The organism is Hyphomonas neptunium ATCC 15444 (genome assembly GCF_000013025.1).
Classification (GTDB): Bacteria; Pseudomonadota; Alphaproteobacteria; order Caulobacterales; family Hyphomonadaceae; genus Hyphomonas; species Hyphomonas neptunia.
Window position 1 is genome coordinate 2124511 of sequence record NC_008358.1, and the last position, 23023, is coordinate 2147533.

Here is a 23023-nt window from a genome sequence, read left to right on the forward strand (position 1 = left end):
GTCTTATCCCGTCACCACGATGCAATTTGCCCCGGATTCCTTAATCGCGTCACAGAAGGCGACCGCTTCGGACCGTTCGGCAAATGCGCCAACGCGGAGACGGTAGAAGACACCTTCAGAGCCGAGATCTGCCCGTTGAATCCGTTTCGACGCGCCATGATACAGCTCCGGGGCCGAAGAGGTCACGCGGTTCCATGCAGTTTCCGCTGCCTCTTCCGAGCGCAGAGCGGCAATCTGGACGAGGAATGCGCCAGATTCGGTGAAGGTGAAGCGCGCCTGCGACGACAGAGGCTCGATGGGCTCAGGCGGTTTGATCGTCACAGCGGCGATCTGCTGCTTGGACTCGGAGGGGCCGGGTGGCAGCTCCTGGACCGGAAGCGGCTGCGGCGCGGTGCTGACGGCTTCGTCTGCCGGCGCATCCAGCGGGGCCGGACGCAGGTCGCGCGGCGGGCCACCTGCCAGCGCGCCTCCTGTAGTACCTGCAGCAGAAGCGAGCGTAACGTCCGCCTCGCGCTCGGAAGCATCCATGGCGTCGTAAAACTGTTTGTCAGTATGCTCGATGGGATTTCCGCCCGGATCGGCCGGCAGCTGTTTGAAAGGCTGCGGCTCGGCGATCACGCTGGGCAGGCCGTCTGTGGCGGGGCGCACGCCCTGCCGGTAGGTGTTCCAGACCACGCCGCCGAAGATCAGCAGAACGCCGATCGCCAATGTAAGAATCAGCGGTCCGCGCGCGGCTTCGTCTTCGCGCACGTCGAATCCGCGATAATCGTCCTCGAACGGGTTTTCGCGGCCTGCCATGTCCGATCGGCTCATGGAAGAACTCCTTGGAATCAATCACCTAGGTTAATTTTTACGGGAGTTTCCTTAACGAGCCTTGAAGAGGCCGCCTCACAACCGTGGAAAACCGGCTTTTTGCCTAGGTCAGGGCGCTGGTATCGAACAGGCGGCGATGCTCTTCCAGGGCGTAGGTATCGGTCATTCCGGCCATATAATCGCAGACGATCCGGGCTCTACGGGCCCCCTCTTCCTTCATGGCGGCGCCATTCCAGGGCGGCGGCAGGGTCTGGGGCTCGTTCAGGAACACCTCAAACAGGTCTGCCAACACGCGCTTGGCCTTCGAGCGCATCCGGTTGACCCTGTAATGCTTGTACATTCTGGAATAGAGGAACGTCCGCAAGGCGCGCTGAGGGCCTTCGAGGCCCTCGGAGAACCCGATCAGCGGCTCGCCAAGGGCGCGCACTTCGGCGGCCGAATGCGGCTTCAGGCGTTTTACGCGTGCGCCGGTTTCCAGAACGAGGTCGTTTATCCACAGGCCGATGAGGCGGCGGACGGCTTCATAGGTCACCATCCGGTCGTCCAGATCGCGGAATTCCATGCGGACGCCGCGAAAAACATCCCCAACAACAGGGAGTTCCAGCAGGTCATCGACTGTGAAGAGGCCGGCGGCGATGCCGTCGTCTATATCGTGGTTATTATACGCAATGTCGTCCGAGAGCGCGGCGACCTGGGCTTCTGGGCCGGCGAACTGGTCGAGTTCGAGCTGTTCGAGGGGGGCGAAGTCGCGGAAGGCGATGGGGAGGGCGGTGACGGGGGTGTCCGGGCCGGTCAGCGGGCCGTTGTGTTTGACGAGGCCTTCGAGGGTTTCCCAGGTCAAATTCAACCCATTAAACAGGGGATAGCGGCGCTCCAGACGCGTCACGATGCGCAGCGACTGCGCATTGTGATCGAAGCCCTCATAGGGCTCCATGCAGGCATCGAGCTGGTCTTCTCCCGCATGGCCGAAGGGCGGATGGCCGAGATCATGGCTGAGCGCGAGAGTTTCGGCGAGGTCTTCATCGAGCCCCAGCGTGCGCGCGATGGACCGGGAAATCTGAGCGACTTCAAGGGAGTGGGTGAGGCGCGTGCGGAAATGGTCGCCCTCATGGGCGACGAAAACCTGGGTTTTCTGCTTCAGGCGGCGGAAAGCGGTGGAGTGGATAATCCGGTCCCTGTCCCGCTGGAACGGGGTACGGGTGGCCGAGGGGGCCTCCTCAAAAAAGCGCCCACGGCTGTCTTCGTGACGTGTTGCGTAAGGGGCTCTCTTTTCCATTCAGGAATTCGTCCTTATGTTAGGCCCATGACCGAGACCATTGCCCCGGATGTGACACTGACTGCTTCTGCTGCGAAGCGGATTAATGCGATTCTCGCCAAACAGGACGGCGCCGCCTATCTGCGCGTGTCCGTAGAAGGTGGGGGATGTTCGGGCTTTTCCTACAAGTTTGACTTCGCGCCTGCTGTAAATGCGGATGATGTCGTGATCGAACGCGACGGGGCAAGTGTGCTGATCGACGAGATGAGCCTGGAGTTTCTGCAGGGGTCGGAGATCGACTTTTCCACAGAGCTGATCGGCGCGGCGTTCAAGATCAAGAACCCGAACGCGACCGCGGCCTGTGGCTGCGGGACCAGTTTTTCGGTCTGAAAAAGCTCTAAAAAACTCCAACGGTTCCTCCAACGAGGGGGCAAAAACTCCAACGCGGTTGGAGTTTTTTTGTGTGGCAGTTTTGGTCACACGGGGGACACCGCCGGGACAGATCGGGACACTTTAGGACATCTTGGGACACCGTGGGACATCTCGCGCCCTTCGGGCGCCCCTCACCTCCCACGCTCTTTCGAGCGCGGGTCCCTCCTCTCCCACTTCATGGGCGAGGGGTTAAGGGGTCTTGCCGCTGGGGGATGGCTTAGCTGGAACGAGGGTGTGGGCTAGGCTCGTCTGGCCAGATGAGGGGACATGCCATGCCAGTGCCGACACCATTCAAAGTTCAGGTTCCAGACGCAAAGCTTGCCGAGATCCGGGCGCGGGTGGAGGGGTATCGGTGGTTCCCTGCCCCGGCCAATGAGCAGGGCTTTGCCTATGGCATGTCGACCGAGGTGATGAAGGACATTCAGCGTTATTGGCTGGAGACGTATGACTGGCGGGCGGCCGAGGCCGAGCTGAACCGGTGGCCACAATTTAGGGCTGAGGTGGACGGGCTGCCGATCCATTTTGTGCATGTGGTGGGGGAGGCAAAGGGGAAGCGTCCGCTGCTGATCACGCATGGCTGGCCGGGCAGCATCTATGAATTCTGGCAGGCGATCGGGCCGCTGGCCTTCCCGTCCCAGCATGGCGGCAAGGCGGAGGATGCGTTTGATCTCGTGATCCCGTCCCTGCCCGGTTATGGCTTTTCCGGCAAGCCTGCCTCGCCGCTGGGCCAGCGGGCGACGGCGGCGATGTGGGACACGCTGATGCGGGAGGTGCTGGGCTATTCCAGCTATCTGGCGCAGGGCGGGGATTGGGGGTCGATGGTCACGTCCTGGATCGGCAAGAACCATGGGCTGAGCGAGGGCAAAGGCGGGGCGAAGGCGATCCATCTCAATATGATGGGCTTCCGGCCGACACCGGCAGTTCCTCAGACGGCGGAGGAAACGAAATGGCTGCAGCATTCGCAAATGATGATGCAGGCAGAGGGCGCTTACCTGATGCAGCAGGCGACCAAGCCGCAAACGCTGGCGATGGCGCTGATGGATTCGCCGATGGGCACGGCGGCGTGGATTCTGGAGAAGTTTCACGGCTGGAGCGATCTTACGGAGCGCGGCCTTTTTGAGGTTTACACGCGCGACCAGCTGCTGACGAATGTGATGATCTACCTCGTCAATGACGCGATTGCGACGAGCGTCTGGTATTATAACGCCCTCTTCCAGGAAGGCGGCAATGGCCTGCCCGAGGGCGAGCGCTGCGAGACGCCGACGGCTTTTGCGAGCTATCCAGGTGAACGCTACATCGTGGCGCCGCCGAGGAGCTGGGCGGACCGGGCGTATAATATTACTCGGTGGACGGACATGCCGCGCGGGGGGCATTTTGCGGCGATGGAAGCGCCGGAGGTTTATGTGGAAGATGTGCGGGCTTGGGCGCGGGAGGTGGGGTAATTCCATCTGTACGCCGCGCTTTCCATAGTGCGCCGGGTAATGGGTTGCACCTTCAGCTGACCCGACTTACGATTTCTGGTGTGGAACAACTATGGTAAGCACGTAGGGGAACTTCATGCAAAAATTCGCCATTTTCGCGCTGGGCGCATCCATTCTGGCAACAGTCGCTAATGCGCAGGTTGTGGAGTTGCCGGAATCCTTCAACCGCTTTGACATCTCAGGCGTGAAGCTCGGCGATTCGCCGGATACCATCATCGCCACGCTCACCGAAAGAGGGTTCGAATGCGATTTTTCCAAGATGATGAATTCCGATGGCACTGTTATAAATTCCAATGGACATGCCGGGACGATGGAGTGCGAGACCACCGATCATGTTCAGAGCCACCGAGGCCCGATTCACAGGGCCGAAATGACATTGGATTTCGGCAATCTTGATCTGTCCGGGACCGGAACGGATGCCAGCAAGGTGTTCGCCACCTACATCAAATTCAGCGAGAACTACCCCGACCAGCCAAACATCGAGACGATGAATGCGCGCCTCACCGGCAAGTATGGGGAACTAGACTATAACAATTACAACAAGACGTGGTCCAAGACCGGAAGTTCTTCCCCTGATCTCGAAGAGAGGCACGCCGCTTACACAGACCAAGAGAAACAATGTGACGGTCTGCCGAGAGCTGAACGCATCGCCAAGTTCGAATGTTCACTCAAGGAGGCTGAATTGCATTACGCTTACCTGGCCGGCCGGCCGGCGAATCTTACTGCGAGATATTGGATCGGCAGCAACAGCTATTACTCCAGCATCGAAATCACGGCGCACTGGACTCACTGGGATGCAGTCCGGAGCATACGCCGGACAGCGGCAGTCACCGAAGAGTTGCTTGCCGAGGCAAAGGCAGCCCCCCCCGAGATCGACGAGAATGTCGAAACCACTTTCTAGGTAATACGTCGTTGAAGAACTGACAGATGGCAGGGTGCGCCTTCAGGCAACCCTGAACTGTTGCTTCTCAGCCCCCCATGGCTTCGTTACGCTCTATGGCCAAACGCCATCTGAGCGCCCAGCTTCTGACTTCACCGATTGCACCTGCGAAGGTGTCTGGCGATGGGCCCTCAGACGCGCTGCACCGGTCGAGGGTGACGATGGAGTGGAGGGAGGCGTAGGAAACGCTCCTTAAGCGCGCAAATCCCGGCCCATGTTTTGCAGCACGGCGTTGGCGAATTTGGCGTCGCCTTCGTCGAAGAAGTCGTGGGCGAGGGAAACGTATTCGCTGAGGATGATCGCGTCAGAGAGTTCCTGATGGGCGATGAATTCGGCGGCGCCGGCGCGCAGGAGGGCGCGCATGGTGGCGTCGAGGCGGGTGAGTTTCCAGCCCTCGGCGAGGCGCGCGAGGATGGCGGTGTCGATCTTCGCCTGATGTTCGACCACGGAGTTTACGATGGATTTGAAGAGGTCGGGGTCTGCGTCTTCAACGGGCGTGCCATCCGGGCCGAGGCCCAGACGGTCTTCCATGAATTCGCGGATGGTGGCGCGGGCGGATTTCTCCGTCTGCTCCATTTCGTAGAGTGCCTGAACCGCCGCAAGGCGCGCGCCAGCGCGGCGCGCGCGTGTGACGTCGAAGGGCATTTCCTGGGTCATCAACCGATCAGCTCTTTGCGGAATTTGATCATCGCAAGGCAGGCATTGGCCGCTTCGGCGCCCTTGTTCTTGCGTTTGCGATCCGCGCGGGCGAGCGCCTGCGCTTCGTTTTCAACCGTGAGGATGCCGTAGCCGATGGCCTGGCGGCGCTGGACGATGAGGTCCATCAGGCCGCGTGCGCTCTCGCCGCAGACATAATCATAATGGCTCGTCTCGCCGCGGATGACGCAGCCAAGCGCGACGGCGCCGTCAAACCGGCCGGAATCGGCCGACATGGCAATCACGCCGGGGATTTCGAAAGCGCCGGGAACTTCCATGACGGTGATCTTGGCGCCGGCAGCTTCGAGCACTTCGAGCGCGCCTGCTTCCAGCTCGTCGCTGATGTGTTTGTAATAGCGCGAAATCGCGATCAAAACGCGGTCAGCCATCTTAAGTATTCTCCTCGCTCAGGTGGCGCCAGCCCTCTATTGTCAAACCGTATCCGTCAAGCCCCGCAAGGCGGGTGGGCTGCGTATCGGACAGGTAAATCATGCTGCGCACGCCCAGTTCCCGCAGGATCTGCGCGCCGATGCCGTATTCGCGGATGGGCGCGGAGGGGTCGCGCGCGGCGCCGGATTTGAGGCCCAGGCGCTCTGCGATGGAGCCGGGCTGCATCGCGTTAACGAACACAACGACGCCGGGCTCGGGCGCTTTGGCGATCAGGCGCATGGCGCGGGCGACCAGGCCAGAGCGCGGGCCCTTCTCGCCGAGGATGTCGGAAAGGATGTCTGTACGGTGGACGCGGACAAGGGTTGTCGCGTCGGGCGTGATGTCTCCGTGGACGATGGCGATGTGTTCGGAATTGTCCATCGTGTTGCGGAAACAGACCGTGCGGAAGCCGCTGCCATAGTCAGATTCCAGCGCCGTCTCAATGCGGCGCTCCAGGAACCGGTCGTTCTGGCGGCGCCAGGCGATCAGGTCGGCAATGGTGCCGATTTTCAGATTGTGAAGCTGGGCAAAGGCGACGAGCTCCGGCAAGCGGGCCATGGAGCCGTCATCATTCATGATTTCGCAGATCACGCCGGCGGGATAGAGCCCGGCCATGCGGGAAATGTCGACCGCTGCTTCAGTATGGCCAGCGCGGACGAGCGTGCCGCCTTCCTTGGCGATCAGCGGGAAGATATGCCCTGGGCTGACGATGTCGTCATCGTCCTTGGTCGGATCGATGGCCACGGCAATTGTCCGGGAACGGTCATGGGCGGAGATGCCGGTGGTGACGCCCTCTTTCGCTTCGATGGAGACGGTGAACGCCGTCTGCATGCTTTCGCGGTTGTTGCGGGTCATCATGTCGAGGCGCAGCGTGTGGCCGCGCTCCTGCGTCATGGCGAGGCAGATGAGGCCCCGGCCATGCTTGGCCATGAAGTTCACCGCCTCGGGCGTGGCGAAGGTGGCCGGGATGATGAGGTCGCCCTCATTCTCACGGTCTTCGGCATCCACCAGGATGAACATGCGCCCGTTGCGGGCGTCTTCGATTATTTCCTCAATCGAGGAGATGGCGGCGGTGAACTCGCTGCTCATTATCTAACTCCCTTGTGGCGCGTCCGCACCGATCATCCGCGCCACATAGCGCGCAAGCATATCAATTTCGAGGTTTACCTTTGTGCCGGGCTTCAACGCGGCAAGCGTGGTGACTTCCCAGGTATGCGGGATGATGGCGACCTGGAAGTCTCCATTCTCCAGCGCGGCGGCGACCGTGAGCGAGACGCCATCAACGGCGGCCGAGCCCTTGGTGGCGAAGTAGCGCGAGATGGCGGCGGGCGGGCGGATGGTGACGCGGAAGGACTGGCCTTCGGCCTCGACCGAGACAATCTCGCCGACGCCGTCGACATGGCCGAACACGAAGTGTCCGCCGAGTTCATCGCCGAGCTTGAGGCTCTGCTCGAGGTTGACGCGTGTGCCTTCCTGCCAGCCGCCGAGGATGGTTTTCGACAGGGTTTCGGGGACAGCTTCGACCGCAAACCAGGCGCCTCGCTCGGCTTCGCCTTTGTCTACGACGGTGAGACAGACACCGGAATGGAGAATGGACGCGCCCATGGCGATCTGGGCGAGCGGGTAGCCGCTTTCGACCTCAAACCGGGTGAGGCCGTTGCGGTGCTCTGCCTTGCGGACAGTGCCGACATCGGTGACGAGACCTGTGAACATGGTTCTTATCCTGGGTGCCTATTGCTCAGATCGAACATAAGTATCGAGGACGTCATCCCCAATCCGTTCCGTCGCGACAGGGCGCCAGCGTGCCGCAGATTTCAGGTCTGACAGGCCCAGCGCCCCGAGGGCGGGCAAGCCATCGCCGCCGATCAGGATGGGGGCGCGAAACCAGGCGATCTCGTCCACGAGGCCGGCGCGCATGAAGCTGGCGGCCAGCGTGCTGCCCCCTTCGATGAGCAGCGTGCGCAGACCCTCGGCTTCGGCGCGGCGGACGAATTCGCCCGCGTCCATGCGAACACCGTTGCCGCAGCGCCAGATGTCGACCCCGGCAGCGGCGAGGGCGTCGCTGCCCTGCCCCGCCGTGACGGCGACAACGCGGCCAAGATCGGTGGAGCTGGCGAGGCGCGAGGCGGTGGGCAGGCGGGCGTTGGAATCGGCGACGATGCGGACGGGTTGTTTGGCCGGGAGCGGCACGGTGCGGGCGGTGAGCAGCGGATCGTCCGCCAGGGCTGTGCCGATGCCGACCATGATGGCGTCGTTTTCAGCGCGCATCTGGTGGCCGCGGGCGCGCGACGCGCTGGAGGTGATCCACTGGCTGGTGCCATCGGCCAGCGCGATGCGCCCATCCAGTGAGGACGCAATCTTGAGGGTGATGCGGAGGTTTTTCATTTCCCGTCCGCGTCGTCGTCTTCGTCTTCGAGGGCGGCTTTTTCGATGAACTGGGCGAAATCGCTCGGGTCTTTGAAGTCGCGATAGACGCTGGCGTAGCGGACATAGCCGACGGGATCGACGCGCTTGAGCGCTTCCATCACCAACTCGCCGACCTCTGAGGAGGGCACCTCGGTTTCCCCGCCGCTTTCCAGCTTGCGGACGATGCCGGAGACCATCTGGTCGATCCGGTCTCGGTCCACTGGGCGTTTGCGCAGGGCGATGAGGATGGAGCGTTGCAGTTTTTCCCGGTCAAACAGGCTGCGTTTGCCATCGCGTTTGACGACGATGATTTCGCGCAGCTGCACACGCTCGAAGGTGGTGAAGCGGGCGCCGCAGCTTTCACAGACGCGGCGGCGGCGCACAGCGGTATCGTCTTCAGCGGCGCGGCTGTCTTTTACGGATGTATTGTCAGAACCGCAGAATGGACAGCGCAAAGCCGATCAGCCCCCCAGCCCCTCATAGATGGGGAAACGCGCCGTGAGCGCCTTCACCTCTTCGCGGACGCGGGCTTCAACCGCGTCGCTGTTGCCATTGGCCAGAGCGTCTACGATCTCGCCGATCCAGGTGCCGATCTGGATGAACTCTTCCTCGCGGAAGCCGCGCGTGGTGCCCGCAGGCGAGCCGACCCGGATGCCCGAGGTGACCGTCGGCGGGGCGGGATCGAACGGGATGCCGTTCTTATTGCAGGTGATGTAGGCGCGCTCGAGAGCGGCTTCGGCGTCGCGGCCGGTGACGCCTTTGGGGCGCAGGTCAATCAGCGCGAGGTGGGTGTCGGTGCCATCGGAGACGACATCGAGGCCCGCCGTGCGGCAGGCTGCGGCCATGGCGCGGGCGTTGGAGACGACCTGCTCAACATAGGTCTTGAATTCCGGCATCAGCGCCTCGCCAAAGGCGACCGCCTTGCCGGCGATGACATGCATTAGGGGACCGCCCTGGATGCCGGGGAAGATGGCCGAGTTGATCTTCTTGGCGAGAGCTTCGTCATTGGTGAGGATCATGCCGCCGCGCGGGCCCCGAAGGGTCTTGTGCGTCGTGGTGGTGGCAATGTGGCAATGGTCGAGCGGGTTGGGATGGGCGCCGCCGGCGACGAGACCAGCAAAGTGGGCCATGTCGACCAGGAAGATGGCGCCGACATCATCGGCAATCTCGCGGAAGCGTTTGAAGTCAATCTGGCGCGGATAGGCAGAGCCACCGGCGATGATCATCTGCGGGCGGTGGGCGCGGGCAAGGCGCTCAACCTCATCAAAGTCGATCAGGTGGTCTTCCGGGCGCACGCCATACTGGACAGCGTTGAACCATTTTCCGGACTGGTTTGGCTTGGCGCCGTGGGTGAGGTGGCCACCGGCGGCGAGGCTCATGCCGAGGATGGTGTCGCCGGGCTTCAGGACCGCCTGGAAGACGCCCTGGTTGGCCTGGCTGCCGGAGTTTGGCTGGACGTTGGCAAAGCCGCAATTGAACAGCTTCTTGGCGCGCTCGATCGCGAGTTCCTCAGCGATGTCGACGAATTCGCAGCCGCCATAGTAGCGTTTGCCGGGATAGCCTTCGGCGTATTTGTTGGTGAGGATCGAGCCTTGGGCTTCGAGCACGGCGCGGGAGACGATGTTCTCCGAGGCGATCAGCTCGATCTGGTGCTGCTGGCGGGTGGCTTCCTGGTTGATCGCAGCGGCCAGCTCGGGGTCGCGCTCTGCAAGACCAACGGAGAAAAAGCCCCCGGCCAGCGTTTCTGGAACATGCGCCGAATCTGCCATGGGAGCCTCCTTTGCGACGGTCTGGGGCTGTTTACGCGGTGCAGGCAGGCTCGGCAACTGCGACTCGAAGTTCTACAGAAATTCAACTAGAGTGGAAGAATAATCGCCGCCGCGATGAAAAAGATAGGCCGATACTTTACGAGCCGTATCGATTATACTTAGACAAGCGAAGAATTGCGAGAATCGTTGCAGCAATTACAGGATGCATGGGGTGGACGATGACTGATCCGGAAGACTTGGACGCTTTGGACATGACCGTCGAGATCGTCTCGTCCTATGTGGCGAACAATGCGATACAGTCGGATCAGCTGCCCGCTCTGATCAAGAGTGTCCACGCAACCTTGAGCGATCTGACGAATACTGTGCCAGTTCCGGCCGAGAAGCTGGAGCCGGCGGTTGCGATCAACAAGTCTGTTACGCCGGAGTTTCTGATCTGTCTGGAAGATGGCGCGAAGCTGAAGATGCTGAAGCGGTATCTGCGCACGCGGTTTGACATGACGCCGGAGGATTACCGCGCCAAATGGGGCCTGCCGGCGGACTATCCGATGGTGGCGCCCAATTATGCCAAGCTTCGGTCGAAGCACGCCAAGCAGATCGGGCTGGGCAAGAAGCGTTGATTTCAAACGCAAAATGGCCCGGCAGAACCGGGCCACTCTAAGCACTTTCCAGGACAAACCGGGACACTTTGGGACAAAACGCGCCCTTAAGCGGCCTTGTCGAGACCCAGCTGTTTCCAGACCGCGAGGATGGCGGCGACCAGTTCATCCATCATCACTTCGTCATGCACGGGGCTGGGCGTGAAGCGCAGGCGCTCGGTGCCACGCGGGACGGTGGGATAGTTGATCGGCTGAACGTAGATGCCGAAGTCGAACAGCAGGGTGTCGGACAGCGCCTTGCAGCGTTCGGGATCGCCCACCAGCAGCGGGACGATGTGCGAGGGCGACTCCATCACAGGCAGGCCCGCATCGCGGAACTTCTGTTTCAGGGTGGCGGCCTTGTCCTGATGGATAGCGCGCAGGCGGCGGCCTTCATCGGCGCGCAGCTTGCGGATGCTGGCGAGGGCGCCGGCAGCCATGACCGGACAGGTCGAAGTGGTGAAGATGAAGCCCGAGGCCATGGAGCGGATGGCATCGATGACGCTGGAATGGCTGGCGATATAGCCGCCCATGACGCCGTAAGCCTTCGCCAGGGTGCCTTCCATGATGTCGATCCGGTCAGCCAGCCCGAGCATTTCGGCCACGCCTGCCCCCTGCTCTCCGTACATGCCGACGGCATGCACTTCATCGAGATAGGTGATGGCGTTGAATTCCTGGGCGAGGTCGCAGATCTCTTCCATGCGGCCAAAGTCGCCGTCCATGGAATAGACGCTTTCGAACGCGATCAGCTTGGGACGGTCAGCGTCGTCGAGCTCCAGAAGCGCACGCAGATGGTCCACGTCGTTATGGCGGAAGACGCGGTATTCGGCGCCAGAGCGGCGGATACCCTCGATCATCGAGGCGTGGTTGAGCGCGTCGGAATAGATGATCAGGTTAGGCAGGATCTTGCCGAGCGTCGACAGGGTCGCTTCGTTGGACACGTAACCTGAGGTGAAGAGGAGCGCGGCTTCCTTGCGGTGAAGGTCAGCAAGCTCCTGCTCCAGATCGACGTGGAAGCGCGTGGTGCCGGAGATGTTGCGGGTGCCGCCCGAACCGGCGCCGAAGCTGTCGATCGCTTCGTGCATGGATTTGATGACATCGTCATCCTGGCCCATGCCCAGATAGTCGTTCGAGCACCAGATGGTGACTTCGCGCTCGCCCGCTTCAAACCGGGCGGTGGCCTTTGGAAAGCGGCCCTTGTGACGGTGAAGATCAATAAAGACCCGATACCGTCCTTCGCTGTGAATGGCGCCAAGGGCGTCTTCGAAGGCTTTGAGATGCTGCATGGCGCTACTCTGAACTCTTTTCGACTATGACCATGTTTAACTTGGGTTACCGGAGGCTTATTCCGGCAACCCATTTAGTCTAATCAGGGAAAATACCTATGCGGCATAACCGGGCAGATCCCGGTCGAGCTTGCGCAGGAGCGCGGGCCAGACGAGCATGTCGGTCAGCTTAGCCATGCCGTTGCTGTGCTCGGTCATCCCACCCTGCCCGGCGACCTTCTGCTGAAGGCCGGTATCGCACTCCAGAACACCGTCGCGGCCTGCCGAAAGCGCCATGATCTGCATGGTGCAGGCCCGCTCCAGGAAGAACATGCGGCTGAAGGTGATGGCCGCCGTGGCGCCGCAGGTGAGCGTGCCGTGGTTGCGCAGGATCATCGAATGCTTCTTCTCGCCAAGGTCGCGCACCAGGCGCTCGCGTTCGTCCAGATCAAGGGCGATGCCCTCGTAATCATGGTAAGCGACATCTTCGCGCACGATCATGGCCGTCTGGCTGAGCGGGAGGAGACCTTCTTTCTGGGCGGAGACCGCCACGCCCTGATCGGTGTGAACGTGCATGACGACATGGGCGTCGTCGCGCGCGGCATGGATGGCCGAGTGGATGGTGAAGCCGGCTGGATTGATCATCGCATCGGTTTCCTGAACGATGTTGCCGTCCAGATCGACCTTCACCAGCGAGGAGGCGGTGATTTCCTCGAAGAAATAGCCGTAGGGATTGATCAGGAAGTGGTGTTCCGGGCCGGGGACGCGGTGGGAGATGTGCGTGAAGATCATATCATCCCAGCCGTAAAGCGCGGTGAGACGGTACATCGCCGCGAGATCTACGCGCGCCTGCCATTCGGCTTCGCTGACAGAATTGCGGATGTCGATTTTACCTGCGCCGTCGGCCATGGTGATAGTCTCCCTCAATGCGTTTCTCTGGGCGTGATCTGCGGTTTCGCAGGCGAAAGTAAACGAGTTTGGCCGTCAGCGCCAGATTCAGATGACGCGCGCGTCACTTTTTGCCGCGAGGGAAGGCCTGCCCCGCTTGGCAGACCCCATTCCCGGCCCCTGTTCGGGGCCCGCCTTGACGGGTGGGGCAAAACATTCCCACATGCCGCCGCATGACCCCGCTGCGTATTGCTTTTTATGCTTCCAAACGGCCAGAGGCGCAGCAGGTGCTGCCGCAGCTGCGCGACAAGTACGGCCATTATTCCGAGGAAGAGGCCGACGTGATCGTCGCCCTGGGCGGAGACGGCGCCATGCTGGACACGCTTCGCAGGCGCTTTGACGATGGCAAGCCGGTCTATGGCATGCATCTGGGCACCGTGGGTTTCCTGATGAATGACTTTCATGCCGATGGCCTGCCCGAGCGAATCGAGGCGGCCGAGCGGGCCACGCTGTCACCCCTGCGGATGCAGGCGACGGACCTGGACGGCACGGTTCACCGGGCGATGGCGATCAACGAGATTTCGCTGCTGCGCCAGACGGCGCAATCGGCCCGGCTGAAGATCATCGTGGATGGGCGGGTGCGGATGGAGGAGCTGGTGTGCGACGGGCTGATGGTCGCGACGCCCGCCGGATCGACCGCGTATAATCTCTCCGCCCATGGCCCGATCCTGCCGATCGGGGCAAAGCTGCTGGCGCTGACGCCGGTGAGCGCGTTCCGGCCCCGGCGCTGGCGCGGCGCGCTGCTGAAGGCTGAAGCAAGGGTAGACATTGAAGTGGTGGCGCCTGACCGGCGGCCGGTGTCTGCGTCTGCGGACAATGAAGAAGTGCGCAATATTGCCAAGGTGACGGTGGAAACTGACCCAGCGCGCACCCTGAAGGTGCTGTTTGACCCCGGCCATGCGCTGGATGAGCGAATTTTGCGGGAGCAGTTTGCTTTCTGAAGCAGTTTCAACGGCTCGCGTCAGCGTAATGTTAAATCTTGTTGGTTAATCCTGCCCCTCAAGAAACGAGGGTGGAGTGATGCTGGGTAAATTCCTGAAAGGTCTCGAAACGGGCAAACTTGGCCGCAAGCCGGCACAGGCCGTAGCCGCGCCAGATATTTCGCGCGTCATCAAACCTTCCCTGGCTACAACTTATCATGAGCCCATGCCTGCCGCTTGGTATGAGGCCGACGATGAGGAAGCGCACGCGCCTGAACCAGCCGCCTTCGCGCTGGCCGAGTTCATTACCGATCCCCAGGTGATGGAGACCCAGGCTGAGGAAGCGCTCGACGCACTGACCGAAGAATTTGAAGGCTGGATGCGCAACGATCTGGAAAAGATGCGCGACGCCTGGCGGATTGCGCAGAAGCCGGAAGCCGACGCCGACGATTACCGCACGCTTTACACCTGCGCGCACAATATTCGCGGCGCGGCGTCGTCCTACGGATACCCGGCCGCCTCACGCCTCTGCGGATCGCTGTGCGACCTGCTGAGCGGGACGCGCCCCGGCGAGAACAGCGCGCTGATCAACCTGCATATTGAAGCCTGCCGCGCCGCCGTTGGCGCGGGCCCTCAGGGCGAGGGCTCAGAGTCGGTTGCCGACGCCGTGTGCGAGGCGCTGGAAAAGCGCGTGGCGCTCAAAGTTTCCTCGGCGGGCTAAACCTTCACATTCGACAGCAGCTCGACCGTCTGGCCATAGCCAGCCTCTTCGGGAATGAAGAGGCAGGGCGCGCCGGTTTCGGTTTTACCCGGTTCTGGCAGGACGGTTACCACCGGCTGGCTGGAGAAGCGTGTTTCAGCATCTGACAGGGTTTGCGCCTGGGCGAGCTTCACAAGGTTCATCCGTGTGGGGAAGATGATGGTGGCTTTGCCGGATTTTTCCTGTTCCAGCGCTTCAGTTGCCGACAGCCACACAGCGTCCGTCGTTTCGCGGCCATCATGGGCAGCGATCTGACCGCTGGGGGCGCGGGCAATATAAAAGTGCGTGTCGAAGCGTTTGGGCATCATCACCGGCGTGATCCAGTGGCCGAAATGGACGAGCCGGTCGAGCGCCAGGGCGAGGTCATGCTCGCGCACGAGATCGAGGAACGGGATTTCGCCCCGGTCGACCGCGGCGCGGTGGGGGGCGAGCTTGTCGGCAATGTCTGCGCCCACGAGCGGCGCCCCTGCCCCGAGCGATTTGCGGTGGCGGGCGAGGACGATGCCGGATTCTTCGTATGCCTCGCGGATGGCGGCGATGCGCGCGTCCTGCTGGATGGGGCCGAAATCGCCGTCCGTATACGAATCCCAGCCCGGATCTGTGTCGCCCGCATTGGCTTTTCCGCCTGGAAAGACCAGCGCGCCAGCGGCAAAGTCGATCTCGTAATGGCGCTTCACCATCAGGACTTCAGGCGCGCTAACCCCTTCTCTCATAAGGAGAATTGTTGCGGAAAGGCGGGCTTCTGGCAGGGTCTGGGCGGTCATTTGATGCCTCTTTATGTCCAATTTCCGGCAAATTCACCGGGTCTCTTCCGCGTGATGTTCAGCTTGCTCCGTTAGGGAAGGCAATAGCTTAGAAACTGTTTCGGAGACGCCCGCGTGACTTCCCTCAATACCCATTCCGCTTCCCCGCGCCTTGAGCAGAGCCGTGTTCGCCTTTTGCCGGTTGTGCATCTTGTGGCCGGAGACATGCTGGGCATGGTTGCCGAAGAGGCGATGGAGTTTGAAGAGCGCGTGCGCTTTGGGCCGGTGACGGGCTCCGCCGCCGATACTGACCCGGCCAAATGGCTGGCTGACCGGTTGGGACGCGTGGCTTCAGCCGCCTGGGCGGATGGCGCGACGGGGCGGCCGATCCTGGTGCCTGCGCCGATGGCCGCGCTCGCCAATGCAAACACCGCTGTTGCCTGTGACGCTGCCGTGCGCCGCACGACGATGTGTCAGCAGGAGTTCTGCCTCATGTTTTCTGACGCCGCCTTTGCGGGCGAAACGGTGGATTGCTCCAGCCGTGTGGCGCGCCTGCGCAAGGCGGGATTCCGCGTCGGCATCGACATGCGCCAGTCCTGGCATACGGCGCTCAGCGAGAGCCTGCGCCTGATGATCGATACGATCCGTGTAGATGCAGATGCACTGGAAGCCTCGCCTGACCTTCAGGAATTAGTGATGATCGCGCGCGAGAGCGGCATCCTCGTGGTGGCAGACAATGCCAACTGGCGCGATGGCGAGTTTCTGGAAGAGACCGGTGTTGCGGGCGCCATTGCTCCGCGCACTGACGCTTAAGCAGCGTCGAAACCGCTATTGCTCGCCTCTTCGCGGGCAGCCATTTCGGAGTAGAAATCGAGCTTGTCGAGCAGATAGTCGAGGTCGTCCTTGGGGATGGCCTGGAACTGGGTGAGGACGCGTTCGATCATCCGGGCACGGAAGCGGGCGCGGTCGTTCGGGCCGCCGTCATGCTCAATCTCATGATAGACATTCACCGCCGCCTTGAAGGCCGGCAGCATCTTGCGCGGCAGGCCGGCATGATCGAACACCGCTTGCAGGCCGAGCGGGCCTGCGTCGTGGATCATTAGCCACACGCGCTGGTGGGCAACGCCGGAAAGTTCTGCCAGGGCATGCTCGACAAACGGCATCTGGCCGCAGCATAGCGCGCGCATCATCAGGGAGTGGGTGAGGCGGCCATTCAGGTTGAGCTGGGAGACAAAGCGGGGCAGATCGTGGGAGCGGCCCGCCTGCTCGACCAGGTCGATCGTAGCGCGCTCGCGGGCGCTGGCGGCGAGGTCGATCGCGAGCTGGGCGGGCAGTTCATGGCGGTTGACCAGCATGTCGAACAGCTGGCCGGAGACGAGAGAGACCATCTTCTCGGCGATGTGGACGGGGATGAAATCGCGCCGGATGAGGCCGGCCTGGACGATTTCGTCTGCGCCGAAACGGGAGAGCGCGTCGCCGTAAGCCTTGTCGCTCCATTCGGCGGACTGGTTTTCTGCCAGCGCGCGCACGGCTTCGACCGCGCCGTGTTCGGAGATGACTTCACCAACGGTGATCGACAGCGCTTCGCGGCCGGCGATGGCGGCCTGCTTGGCAGCGGTGACGGAGAGGACGAGTTCGACGAGGTCTTCTTCGGTGAAGACGGGGGACTCTTCCAGGATGGGGATCGCCACGGCTTCGATGTCGCGGGCGAGCTTGAGCGCGATCTCACGCGGGATGATGGGCGAGGACCGGAGCGTGACGGCCAGCGTGCGGCGGACAAGGTCTGCCGCGTCATTCGCCAGGATCGTGATGATCTCCCGAGCGAAGCCCTTCTCGCTGTCGCTGAGGACATCCAGACCGATGCGGCGGCACAGCCTGTGGGCCACCGATGCGCGCTGCTCGGGCGACTCGCCTTTCATCAGCCGGTGGATGTCCTGCTGGGTCAGTTGAGGGCGGAGGCTCTGGACGCTCATTGGTAGGTGGGTTCCCCGTCAGAATAACTACGGCAACCTCTGCGAAGCCGGTTAACAGGAATTTACCAAAATGACGGGATGGAAAGAACCCCACCAAAACAAAACCGGCCGGTCTTTCGACCGGCCGGCTTGAATTGCCTTGTAAGGAAAAGGCTTATTCTTCGTCTTCGGCGAAAAGTTCTTCGCGGGTGACGGTCTTTTCCTCAACCTTTGCCGTTTCGAGGATGTGGTCGACGACCTTGTCCTCATAGATCGGCGCGCGCAGCTGAGCCATCGCGTTGGGGTTCTTCTGGAAGAACTGGACGACTTCCCGCTCCTGGCCCGGATACTGGCGGGCTTCGCGGATCAGGGCCTGGTTCACTTCAGCCTCGGAGATGCGGACATCGGCGATGCGGCCGACTTCGGCCAGCACGAGACCAAGGCGCACGCGGCGCTCGGCGATCTTGCGGTATTCATCGCGCAGGGTTTCTTCCGGCTTCGCTTTTTCCTCATCGGAAACGCGGCCAGCGTCCATTTCACGCTGCAGCTGTTGCCAGATCTGCTCGAACTCCTGATCGACCATGCCGGGCGGCAGATCGAAATCATGCGCCGCATCGAGCTTGTCGAGCAGGTCGCGCTTGGCTTTGGAACGCGAGGCGGTGGTGTGCTCGTTGGCCAGCTGGTCTTTCACCAGGCCGCGCAGCTGTTCCAGGCTTTCCAGGCCGAGTCCCTTGGCGAACTCATCGTCCATCTCGGGCGTCTGCGGGGCGCGGACTTCGTGGATCTTGGTTTCGAAGACAGCGGCTTTGCCGGCGAGGTTTGCTGCCGGGTAGTCTTCCGGGAAGGAAACGTTGAGTTCTTTCTCTTCGCCAGCTTTCACGCCGAGCAGTTGTTCCTCAAAGCCGGGAATGAAGCGGTTAGCGCCGAGGACGACCGACTGTTGCTCAGCCGTGCCACCTTCGAAGGCTTCACCGTCGATCTTGCCGACGAAGTCGACGATCACGGCGTCGCCGTCCTGGGAGGCTTCGCCTTCCGCGCGGGGCTCGTACTTCATGTTCTGGTCGGCGATGCGCTTGAGGGCTTCGTCGATCTGTTCGTCTGCGATTTCAGCAACCGGACGCACAATGGTCAGCGTGGACACATCCACCGGTGTGAACTCCGGCATGACATCGACGTGCATCTGGTAGGAAAGGTCTTCCTTGCCGGTGACGACTTTCTCGATGTCGGCCTGCATGTCGACATTCGGCGTGCCTGCCGGGCGCAGCGAGTTTTCTTCGAGCGCCTTCTGGTTGGTCTCGTTGACCAGCTTGTCGATCACTTCGCCCATGAGATCGCGGCCATACATCTTGCGCACATGAGCTGCGGGCACCTTGCCAGGGCGGAAGCCCTTGAGGCGCATTTGCGGGCGGATTTCCTCGATGCGGGCATCGAGTTTCGCCTGCAGCTCGCTGACCGGCACCTTGACCGCAAAGGTGCGGCTAAGACCTTCTGCCTTGGTCTGTGTCACTTCCATGGGACATTCTTCCGTTTATTGGGCGGCGCGGCGCACGCCAGATGCGCGCCCGGAGCCTGCTGTACCTGCCTGAAGCGGCGGCTTATGTCACAGCCATAAGGCCCTGTCCACGCCAGCTTAACGGGATATGCAGTGGCCTCGGATGACGCTGCGAAAGCCCCCGAGGACGAAGGGGCGCGCCGCTCTGACGAGCGACAGCGCGGCGCCGGAGCCCCTGCCCCAGCCCGCCCGCCGAGCGGCGGAGATCAGGGCCGGACAGGGCCATTGCCGGTTCTGGACCAGTTCTGGCACATGACTTGCTCGTAAAGGCGCGGTTACCAGCGCATTCTGACGGGTCCGGGGGCAAACATGCGGTCACATATGCGGTTGATGCGGGGGCGCCGAACAGGGCGCCAAGCGCCAGCTTTTCTGTCTGGCAGGGGTGTTTTTGACGAACAACCGCCTGTCTTCACGTTGTTTTATGCGTTTTGGTGCCACTTTACAGGCCTCCGCCCTGCCCCCGCGCTGAATGCCCCAGCCTGCAAGATGAAACTGACCTATGACTGATAACGACACATCCATGGCACAGCCCGTTGGGGCGCAAGGCGGGACTGTTCCGCTTGTTCTGGACCTGGACGGTACGCTGATCCGGACCGATTCCCTTCAGGAGCAGGCGCTGGCGTTTGTGCGCCGCAATCCGTTTGCGATCTTCAAACTGATTGGCTGGGTGCTGGCAGGCCGCGTGGCGCTCAAGGAGCAGCTGGCAAACGCTGTGCAGCTCGACCCTGAACACCTGCCGGTCAACGAAGCGGTCGTTGCGCTGGCGCAGCGGGAGGCAGCTACGGGCCGCAAGGTGGTGCTTGCTACTGCCGCCCATGCCGAGACCGCCAAGGCTTTCCTGCAACGCTTTCCGTTCATTTCCGAAATGCTGGCAACCGACGGCAAGACAAACCTCAAGGGCAAGGCCAAGGCCGAAGCGCTCGCGCAGCGCTTTCCGGAAGGGTTTGACTATGCCGGCGACAGCAGCGCCGATGTTGAGGTATGGAAGCGCGCCCGCAATGCCATCACGGTGGGCGCGTCCAGCGGAACCGTCCGGAAGGCAAAGAAGGTTTCCAACGTCATTGAGGTGATCCCGCGGACACCGGTTCTGAAAGCGTTTATAAAGTGCCTGCGTCCGCATCAGTGGGCCAAGAACGCGCTGGTGGTAGTTCCCGCCATCCTTTCCGGCCTCATCATCGATCCCGCGAACCTGCTGCCGCTGGCGCTTGCGTTCTTTGCCCTCTCGCTGACCGCGTCTGCGACCTATGTGTTCAACGATATCTGGGACTTGCAGGACGACCGCCAGCACTGGTCGAAACGCCGCCGGCCGTTTGCCAGCGGCACGCTCTCGCTGCCCGCAGGCATTGCCGGCGCGCTGGTCTGCTTCATTGCCGGGCTGATCCTCGCACTGCTGGCCGGCCCCGCGGTGCTGCAATGGGTGCTGATCTATGTCGTGGTCACGCTGACCTATTCGCTCTGGCTGAAACGCAAGGTGATCCATGACGCCCTGACGCTGGCCAGCCTGTTCACGCTGCGCCTGGTGGTGGGCATGGTAGCGGTTGCCGCCGAACCCTCGCCCTGGCTGTTTGTGTTTGCGATGTTCTTCTTCACATCGCTCGCCTTTGCCAAGCGGCATACGGAAATTGCCCGCGTGATCGAAAAAGGCGGCTTCTGGGTCAATGGGCGCGGCTACAGGGCGTCTGACCTGCCGCTGGTTCTGGCTGCGGGTATTTCGAGCTCTGTGGCGGCCGTTATCATCATGGTACTGTATATCATCGAAGACGCGCACCAGCAGAGCTTCATCAAGAATGGTGACTGGCTGTGGGCCTTGCCGCCGCTGATCTTCCTGATCTCCAGCCGTATCTGGGTCATCTGTCAGCGCGGCGAGCTGGATGACGACCCGGTCGTGTTTGTCGTTAAGGACAAGATCTGCCTTGCCTATGCGGCAATGACCGGCATTTCCTTCTTCCTTGCCTGGTTTGGGGTTCCGCTTTGACAGAGCTTCTCCGGGATGAGCGCATCCGGTTCCTCATTGCAGGCGGTTCGGCAGCTTTCCTGAACTGGATCATACGGTTTCCGCTCTCCATTTTCATGCCCTATGCGGCGGCAGTTACTGTTGCCACAGCCATCGGGATGGTGGCGGGCTTCTTCCTGTATCGAAGCCTCGTGTTTCAGGGCTCGACGCGCTCCATCTGGCTTCAGGTCCGGGATTTCATCGGGGTCAACATCGTTGCCGGTGTCGTCACCGTTGTGGCCGCGCTGGTGCTGAGCAGCGGGCCGTGGTGGCCGGAAGCCTACAAGCATTACGCGCCCGGCGCCTCTCACCTGGCGGGCATCGGGATCGGCGCGGTTGTGAACTTCTTCGGCCACAAGCTGTTCACCTTCCGCTGAACCGGGATTGGGCAGGCTGTTTCAATATGAACCAGCCGGCGCGCAGGTTGCCGATATGGGGTCTGACAAGCGCGCTGTACCGGGGAAATCCCGTTGTAAGTATCGGCCATTTGCGGCACTGGACTTGCATGTTCGTTTGCCGGGGCCGTGCGCCTTGTTGAACATATAAGATCGAAGGTGGGGTCCTTTGGCATTTGTATCAGTACAGTTTGCAGTGTTCCTGCTGGCCGTCATCACGGTGCACTTCCTGCTGCCGCAGAGGGCGCGCTGGATCTGGCTGCTGGCAGCAAGCCTGTTTTTCTATGGCCTGGCTGAACCCGTCTTCCTGATACAGATCCTTGCCGCGACCTGCCTTTCCTTCTGGCTGGCCCAGCGGATCGAGGCAGCGCCGGACAAGAAGGCGAAGCAGCCGATCATGGCGCTTGGCGTCGTGGCGCTTACCGCCAACCTTGTCGTCTTCAAATATACGCCGTTCCTGAACGAGACCCTGCGCTCCATTCTGGGCATGGCGAACGTCACCTACCCGGTGCCTGAGCTGCAATGGCTGCTGCCGATCGGCATCTCGTTCTACACCTTCCAGCTGATTTCCTATCTGGTCGACGTGTTTCGCGGGCAGCAGAAGGCCGAGCGCCAGTTTGGCGTGTTCGCGCTTTATGTGACGTTCTTTCCCAAGCTGGTGGCCGGCCCGATTGAGCGGGCAAAATCGCTTCTGCCGCAGATCCATGCAAACCCGGCCTTCAACCGGACGGACGCGCTGCTCGGATTGCAGCTCATCCTCTGGGGCTTTTTCAAGAAGGTGTTCGTTGCCGACCGCATCGCGCCGTTCGTCAATGCGATCTATGACAATCCGGAAGCGGCCAATGGCGTGCAGATCATGTTCGCGACCTGGCTCTATGCCTTCCAGCTTTATTGCGACTTCTCCGGCTATACCGACATTGCGCTGGGTATCGGTCTGATCTTTGGCTACCGCCTGACGCAGAACTTCAACCGGCCTTATTTCGCCACGTCGATCCAGGATTTCTGGAAGCGCTGGCACATCTCGCTGACCTCGTGGCTGACTGACTATATCTACACGCCGCTGACCCGGCAGCGCACGTTCAAGATCAAGCTGTTCAACCTGATGCTCTACGCCATGTTCATCACCTTTGTGGTGAGCGGCCTGTGGCACGGGGCGGCCTGGACCTATGTTGTGTGGGGCGCATTGCACGGGGGATATATCGTTGTCTCGCTGCTGCTCCAGAAGCGCTGGAACAATTTTGCCCGCGCCATGAAGCTCAACGACCGGCCCAACTTCTACCGCGCGCTGAAGATCTCCGTGACCTTCTCTCTGGTGTGCTTTGCCTACATCTTCTTCCGCGCTGCCAATATGGGGGACGCTCTGCACATGGTGGCGAGCCTCGGCACCGGATGGGGCGACTTCAAGGCGAACATGCTGTCGGTCGTGGGCGACTATCGCAACGAGTTCTTCCTTGCGATGCTCGGGATCGCGGTGGTGATGGGCGCCGAAATTCTTCAGGACCGGCTCGACATGCGCAAGGCCATCGAAGCGCGCCCTGTCTGGATGCGCTGGAGCCTCTATTACGCCGGAACGCTGGCCGTGGTGATGCTCGGCGCGTTCTATGGTTCGCAGACCGACTTCATCTATTTCAGGTTCTAG

24 protein-coding genes are annotated in these 23023 nt (G+C 61.6%); 10 read left to right on the top strand and 14 right to left on the bottom strand.

Translation table 11 applies throughout. The features are described 5' to 3' along the window. Window positions 1-3: 3 nt before the first annotated feature. Both HNE_RS10140 and HNE_RS10145 read right to left on the bottom strand, forming a co-directional pair. On the bottom strand, window positions 4-813 hold the full coding sequence (locus tag HNE_RS10140) for an SPOR domain-containing protein (protein WP_011647046.1): 810 nt from the start codon (window positions 811-813) through the stop codon (window positions 4-6). Window positions 814-916: 103 nt separating this feature from the next. After that, a complete protein-coding gene (locus HNE_RS10145; protein WP_011647047.1) occupies window positions 917-2089 on the bottom strand; it encodes a deoxyguanosinetriphosphate triphosphohydrolase in 1173 nt (390 codons plus the stop codon). Window positions 2090-2116: 27 nt separating this feature from the next. Between HNE_RS10145 and erpA the strand changes: the two genes are divergently transcribed. From erpA to HNE_RS10160, 3 genes are all read left to right on the top strand, one after another. Further along, window positions 2117-2458, top strand: a complete 342-nt coding sequence (gene erpA / locus HNE_RS10150) for an iron-sulfur cluster insertion protein ErpA (protein WP_011647048.1) — start codon at window positions 2117-2119, stop codon at window positions 2456-2458. A gap of 314 nt (window positions 2459-2772) precedes the next feature. Further along, window positions 2773-3942 (top strand): epoxide hydrolase family protein, encoded by a 1170-nt coding sequence (locus tag HNE_RS10155; RefSeq protein WP_011647049.1) that lies wholly within the window; start codon window positions 2773-2775, stop codon window positions 3940-3942. 115 nt (window positions 3943-4057) lie between these two features. After that, complete coding sequence (locus HNE_RS10160) at window positions 4058-4882, top strand: hypothetical protein (RefSeq protein WP_011647050.1); 825 nt, start codon at window positions 4058-4060, stop codon at window positions 4880-4882. 231 nt (window positions 4883-5113) lie between these two features. On the opposite strand, the gene nusB is transcribed toward HNE_RS10160, so the two are convergent. From nusB to glyA, 7 genes are read right to left on the bottom strand one after another with little or no spacing between them, the layout of a single operon-like run. Then, window positions 5114-5578 (bottom strand): transcription antitermination factor NusB, encoded by a 465-nt coding sequence (gene nusB, locus HNE_RS10165; RefSeq protein WP_011647051.1) that lies wholly within the window; start codon window positions 5576-5578, stop codon window positions 5114-5116. Next, window positions 5578-6006: a 6,7-dimethyl-8-ribityllumazine synthase gene (ribH, locus tag HNE_RS10170; protein WP_011647052.1), complete on the bottom strand. Its 429-nt coding sequence runs from the start codon at window positions 6004-6006 to the stop codon at window positions 5578-5580. Before ribH ends, nusB begins: the two co-directional genes overlap by 1 nt. A 1-nt stretch (window position 6007) precedes the next feature. Further along, entirely contained in the window at window positions 6008-7135 is a 1128-nt protein-coding gene (gene ribB / locus HNE_RS10175) for a 3,4-dihydroxy-2-butanone-4-phosphate synthase (protein ID WP_011647053.1), read from the bottom strand. Window positions 7136-7138: 3 nt separating this feature from the next. After that, window positions 7139-7759, bottom strand: coding sequence for a riboflavin synthase (locus tag HNE_RS10180; protein WP_011647054.1), 621 nt, complete (start codon window positions 7757-7759; stop codon window positions 7139-7141). A gap of 18 nt (window positions 7760-7777) precedes the next feature. After that, window positions 7778-8431, bottom strand: a complete 654-nt coding sequence (locus HNE_RS10185; RefSeq protein WP_011647055.1) for a RibD family protein — start codon at window positions 8429-8431, stop codon at window positions 7778-7780. Continuing rightward, window positions 8428-8907 carry a transcriptional regulator NrdR gene (gene nrdR / locus HNE_RS10190; RefSeq protein ID WP_011647056.1) on the bottom strand — a complete coding sequence of 160 codons (480 nt, stop codon included), beginning with the start codon at window positions 8905-8907 and terminating at the stop codon, window positions 8428-8430. The genes HNE_RS10185 and nrdR overlap by 4 nt, the downstream gene beginning before the upstream one ends. A gap of 6 nt (window positions 8908-8913) precedes the next feature. After that, a complete protein-coding gene (glyA, locus tag HNE_RS10195; protein WP_011647057.1) occupies window positions 8914-10221 on the bottom strand; it encodes a serine hydroxymethyltransferase in 1308 nt (435 codons plus the stop codon). Window positions 10222-10427: 206 nt separating this feature from the next. Here glyA and HNE_RS10200 point away from each other — a divergent pair, with 206 nt between their 5' ends. After that, a complete protein-coding gene (locus HNE_RS10200; RefSeq protein ID WP_233351894.1) occupies window positions 10428-10838 on the top strand; it encodes a MucR family transcriptional regulator in 411 nt (136 codons plus the stop codon). An 86-nt stretch (window positions 10839-10924) separates the two neighbouring features. On the opposite strand, the gene hemA is transcribed toward HNE_RS10200, so the two are convergent. Together hemA and HNE_RS10210 are read right to left on the bottom strand one after the other, a co-directional pair. Continuing rightward, window positions 10925-12142 carry a 5-aminolevulinate synthase gene (gene hemA / locus HNE_RS10205; RefSeq protein WP_011647059.1) on the bottom strand — a complete coding sequence of 406 codons (1218 nt, stop codon included), beginning with the start codon at window positions 12140-12142 and terminating at the stop codon, window positions 10925-10927. Between the two features lie 96 nt (window positions 12143-12238). Then, window positions 12239-13030, bottom strand: coding sequence for a class II aldolase/adducin family protein (locus HNE_RS10210; protein ID WP_011647060.1), 792 nt, complete (start codon window positions 13028-13030; stop codon window positions 12239-12241). 212 nt (window positions 13031-13242) lie between these two features. Here HNE_RS10210 and HNE_RS10215 point away from each other — a divergent pair, with 212 nt between their 5' ends. Both HNE_RS10215 and HNE_RS18020 read left to right on the top strand, forming a co-directional pair. After that, on the top strand, window positions 13243-14010 hold the full coding sequence (locus HNE_RS10215) for an NAD kinase (protein ID WP_011647061.1): 768 nt from the start codon (window positions 13243-13245) through the stop codon (window positions 14008-14010). Between the two features lie 79 nt (window positions 14011-14089). Then, on the top strand, window positions 14090-14710 hold the full coding sequence (locus HNE_RS18020; RefSeq protein WP_011647062.1) for an Hpt domain-containing protein: 621 nt from the start codon (window positions 14090-14092) through the stop codon (window positions 14708-14710). Here HNE_RS18020 and HNE_RS10225 read toward each other — a convergent pair. Continuing rightward, on the bottom strand, window positions 14707-15513 hold the full coding sequence (locus HNE_RS10225; RefSeq protein WP_011647063.1) for an NUDIX hydrolase: 807 nt from the start codon (window positions 15511-15513) through the stop codon (window positions 14707-14709). The genes HNE_RS18020 and HNE_RS10225 overlap by 4 nt on opposite strands. Before the next feature lie 114 nt (window positions 15514-15627). Here HNE_RS10225 and HNE_RS10230 point away from each other — a divergent pair, with 114 nt between their 5' ends. Beyond that, a complete protein-coding gene (locus tag HNE_RS10230; protein WP_011647064.1) occupies window positions 15628-16305 on the top strand; it encodes an EAL domain-containing protein in 678 nt (225 codons plus the stop codon). Here the strand turns inward: HNE_RS10230 and HNE_RS10235 are convergent. Further along, on the bottom strand, window positions 16302-17465 hold the full coding sequence (locus HNE_RS10235; RefSeq protein ID WP_011647065.1) for a DUF2336 domain-containing protein: 1164 nt from the start codon (window positions 17463-17465) through the stop codon (window positions 16302-16304). The genes HNE_RS10230 and HNE_RS10235 overlap by 4 nt on opposite strands. 154 nt (window positions 17466-17619) lie before the next feature. Then, window positions 17620-18957, bottom strand: coding sequence for a trigger factor (tig, locus tag HNE_RS10240; protein WP_011647066.1), 1338 nt, complete (start codon window positions 18955-18957; stop codon window positions 17620-17622). Window positions 18958-19516: 559 nt separating this feature from the next. Here tig and HNE_RS10245 point away from each other — a divergent pair. From HNE_RS10245 to HNE_RS10255, 3 genes are all read left to right on the top strand, one after another. Next, on the top strand, window positions 19517-20971 hold the full coding sequence (locus tag HNE_RS10245) for a UbiA family prenyltransferase (protein WP_011647067.1): 1455 nt from the start codon (window positions 19517-19519) through the stop codon (window positions 20969-20971). After that, window positions 20968-21366, top strand: a complete 399-nt coding sequence (locus tag HNE_RS10250) for a GtrA family protein (RefSeq protein WP_011647068.1) — start codon at window positions 20968-20970, stop codon at window positions 21364-21366. The genes HNE_RS10245 and HNE_RS10250 overlap by 4 nt, the downstream gene beginning before the upstream one ends. A gap of 187 nt (window positions 21367-21553) precedes the next feature. After that, on the top strand, window positions 21554-23023 hold the full coding sequence (locus HNE_RS10255; protein ID WP_011647069.1) for an MBOAT family O-acyltransferase: 1470 nt from the start codon (window positions 21554-21556) through the stop codon (window positions 23021-23023).

Excerpts from the sequence above, each read along its gene's own strand:
- HNE_RS10140 (WP_011647046.1), bottom strand. The coding sequence starts at position 813 with ATGAGCCGATCGGACATGGCAGGCCGCGAAAACCCGTTCGAGGACGAT.
- HNE_RS10145 (WP_011647047.1), bottom strand. The coding sequence starts at position 2,089 with ATGGAAAAGAGAGCCCCTTACGCAACACGTCACGAAGACAGCCGTGGG.
- erpA (WP_011647048.1), top strand. The coding sequence starts at position 2,117 with ATGACCGAGACCATTGCCCCGGATGTGACACTGACTGCTTCTGCTGCG.
- HNE_RS10155 (WP_011647049.1), top strand. The coding sequence starts at position 2,773 with ATGCCAGTGCCGACACCATTCAAAGTTCAGGTTCCAGACGCAAAGCTT.
- HNE_RS10160 (WP_011647050.1), top strand. The coding sequence starts at position 4,058 with ATGCAAAAATTCGCCATTTTCGCGCTGGGCGCATCCATTCTGGCAACA.
- nusB (WP_011647051.1), bottom strand. The coding sequence starts at position 5,578 with ATGACCCAGGAAATGCCCTTCGACGTCACACGCGCGCGCCGCGCTGGC.
- ribH (WP_011647052.1), bottom strand. The coding sequence starts at position 6,006 with ATGGCTGACCGCGTTTTGATCGCGATTTCGCGCTATTACAAACACATC.
- ribB (WP_011647053.1), bottom strand. The coding sequence starts at position 7,135 with ATGAGCAGCGAGTTCACCGCCGCCATCTCCTCGATTGAGGAAATAATC.
- HNE_RS10180 (WP_011647054.1), bottom strand. The coding sequence starts at position 7,759 with ATGTTCACAGGTCTCGTCACCGATGTCGGCACTGTCCGCAAGGCAGAG.
- HNE_RS10185 (WP_011647055.1), bottom strand. The coding sequence starts at position 8,431 with ATGAAAAACCTCCGCATCACCCTCAAGATTGCGTCCTCACTGGATGGG.
- glyA (WP_011647057.1), bottom strand. The coding sequence starts at position 10,221 with ATGGCAGATTCGGCGCATGTTCCAGAAACGCTGGCCGGGGGCTTTTTC.
- HNE_RS10200 (WP_233351894.1), top strand. The coding sequence starts at position 10,428 with ATGGGGTGGACGATGACTGATCCGGAAGACTTGGACGCTTTGGACATG.
- hemA (WP_011647059.1), bottom strand. The coding sequence starts at position 12,142 with ATGCAGCATCTCAAAGCCTTCGAAGACGCCCTTGGCGCCATTCACAGC.
- HNE_RS10210 (WP_011647060.1), bottom strand. The coding sequence starts at position 13,030 with ATGGCCGACGGCGCAGGTAAAATCGACATCCGCAATTCTGTCAGCGAA.
- HNE_RS10215 (WP_011647061.1), top strand. The coding sequence starts at position 13,243 with ATGACCCCGCTGCGTATTGCTTTTTATGCTTCCAAACGGCCAGAGGCG.
- HNE_RS18020 (WP_011647062.1), top strand. The coding sequence starts at position 14,090 with ATGCTGGGTAAATTCCTGAAAGGTCTCGAAACGGGCAAACTTGGCCGC.
- HNE_RS10225 (WP_011647063.1), bottom strand. The coding sequence starts at position 15,513 with ATGACCGCCCAGACCCTGCCAGAAGCCCGCCTTTCCGCAACAATTCTC.
- HNE_RS10235 (WP_011647065.1), bottom strand. The coding sequence starts at position 17,465 with ATGAGCGTCCAGAGCCTCCGCCCTCAACTGACCCAGCAGGACATCCAC.
- tig (WP_011647066.1), bottom strand. The coding sequence starts at position 18,957 with ATGGAAGTGACACAGACCAAGGCAGAAGGTCTTAGCCGCACCTTTGCG.
- HNE_RS10245 (WP_011647067.1), top strand. The coding sequence starts at position 19,517 with ATGGCACAGCCCGTTGGGGCGCAAGGCGGGACTGTTCCGCTTGTTCTG.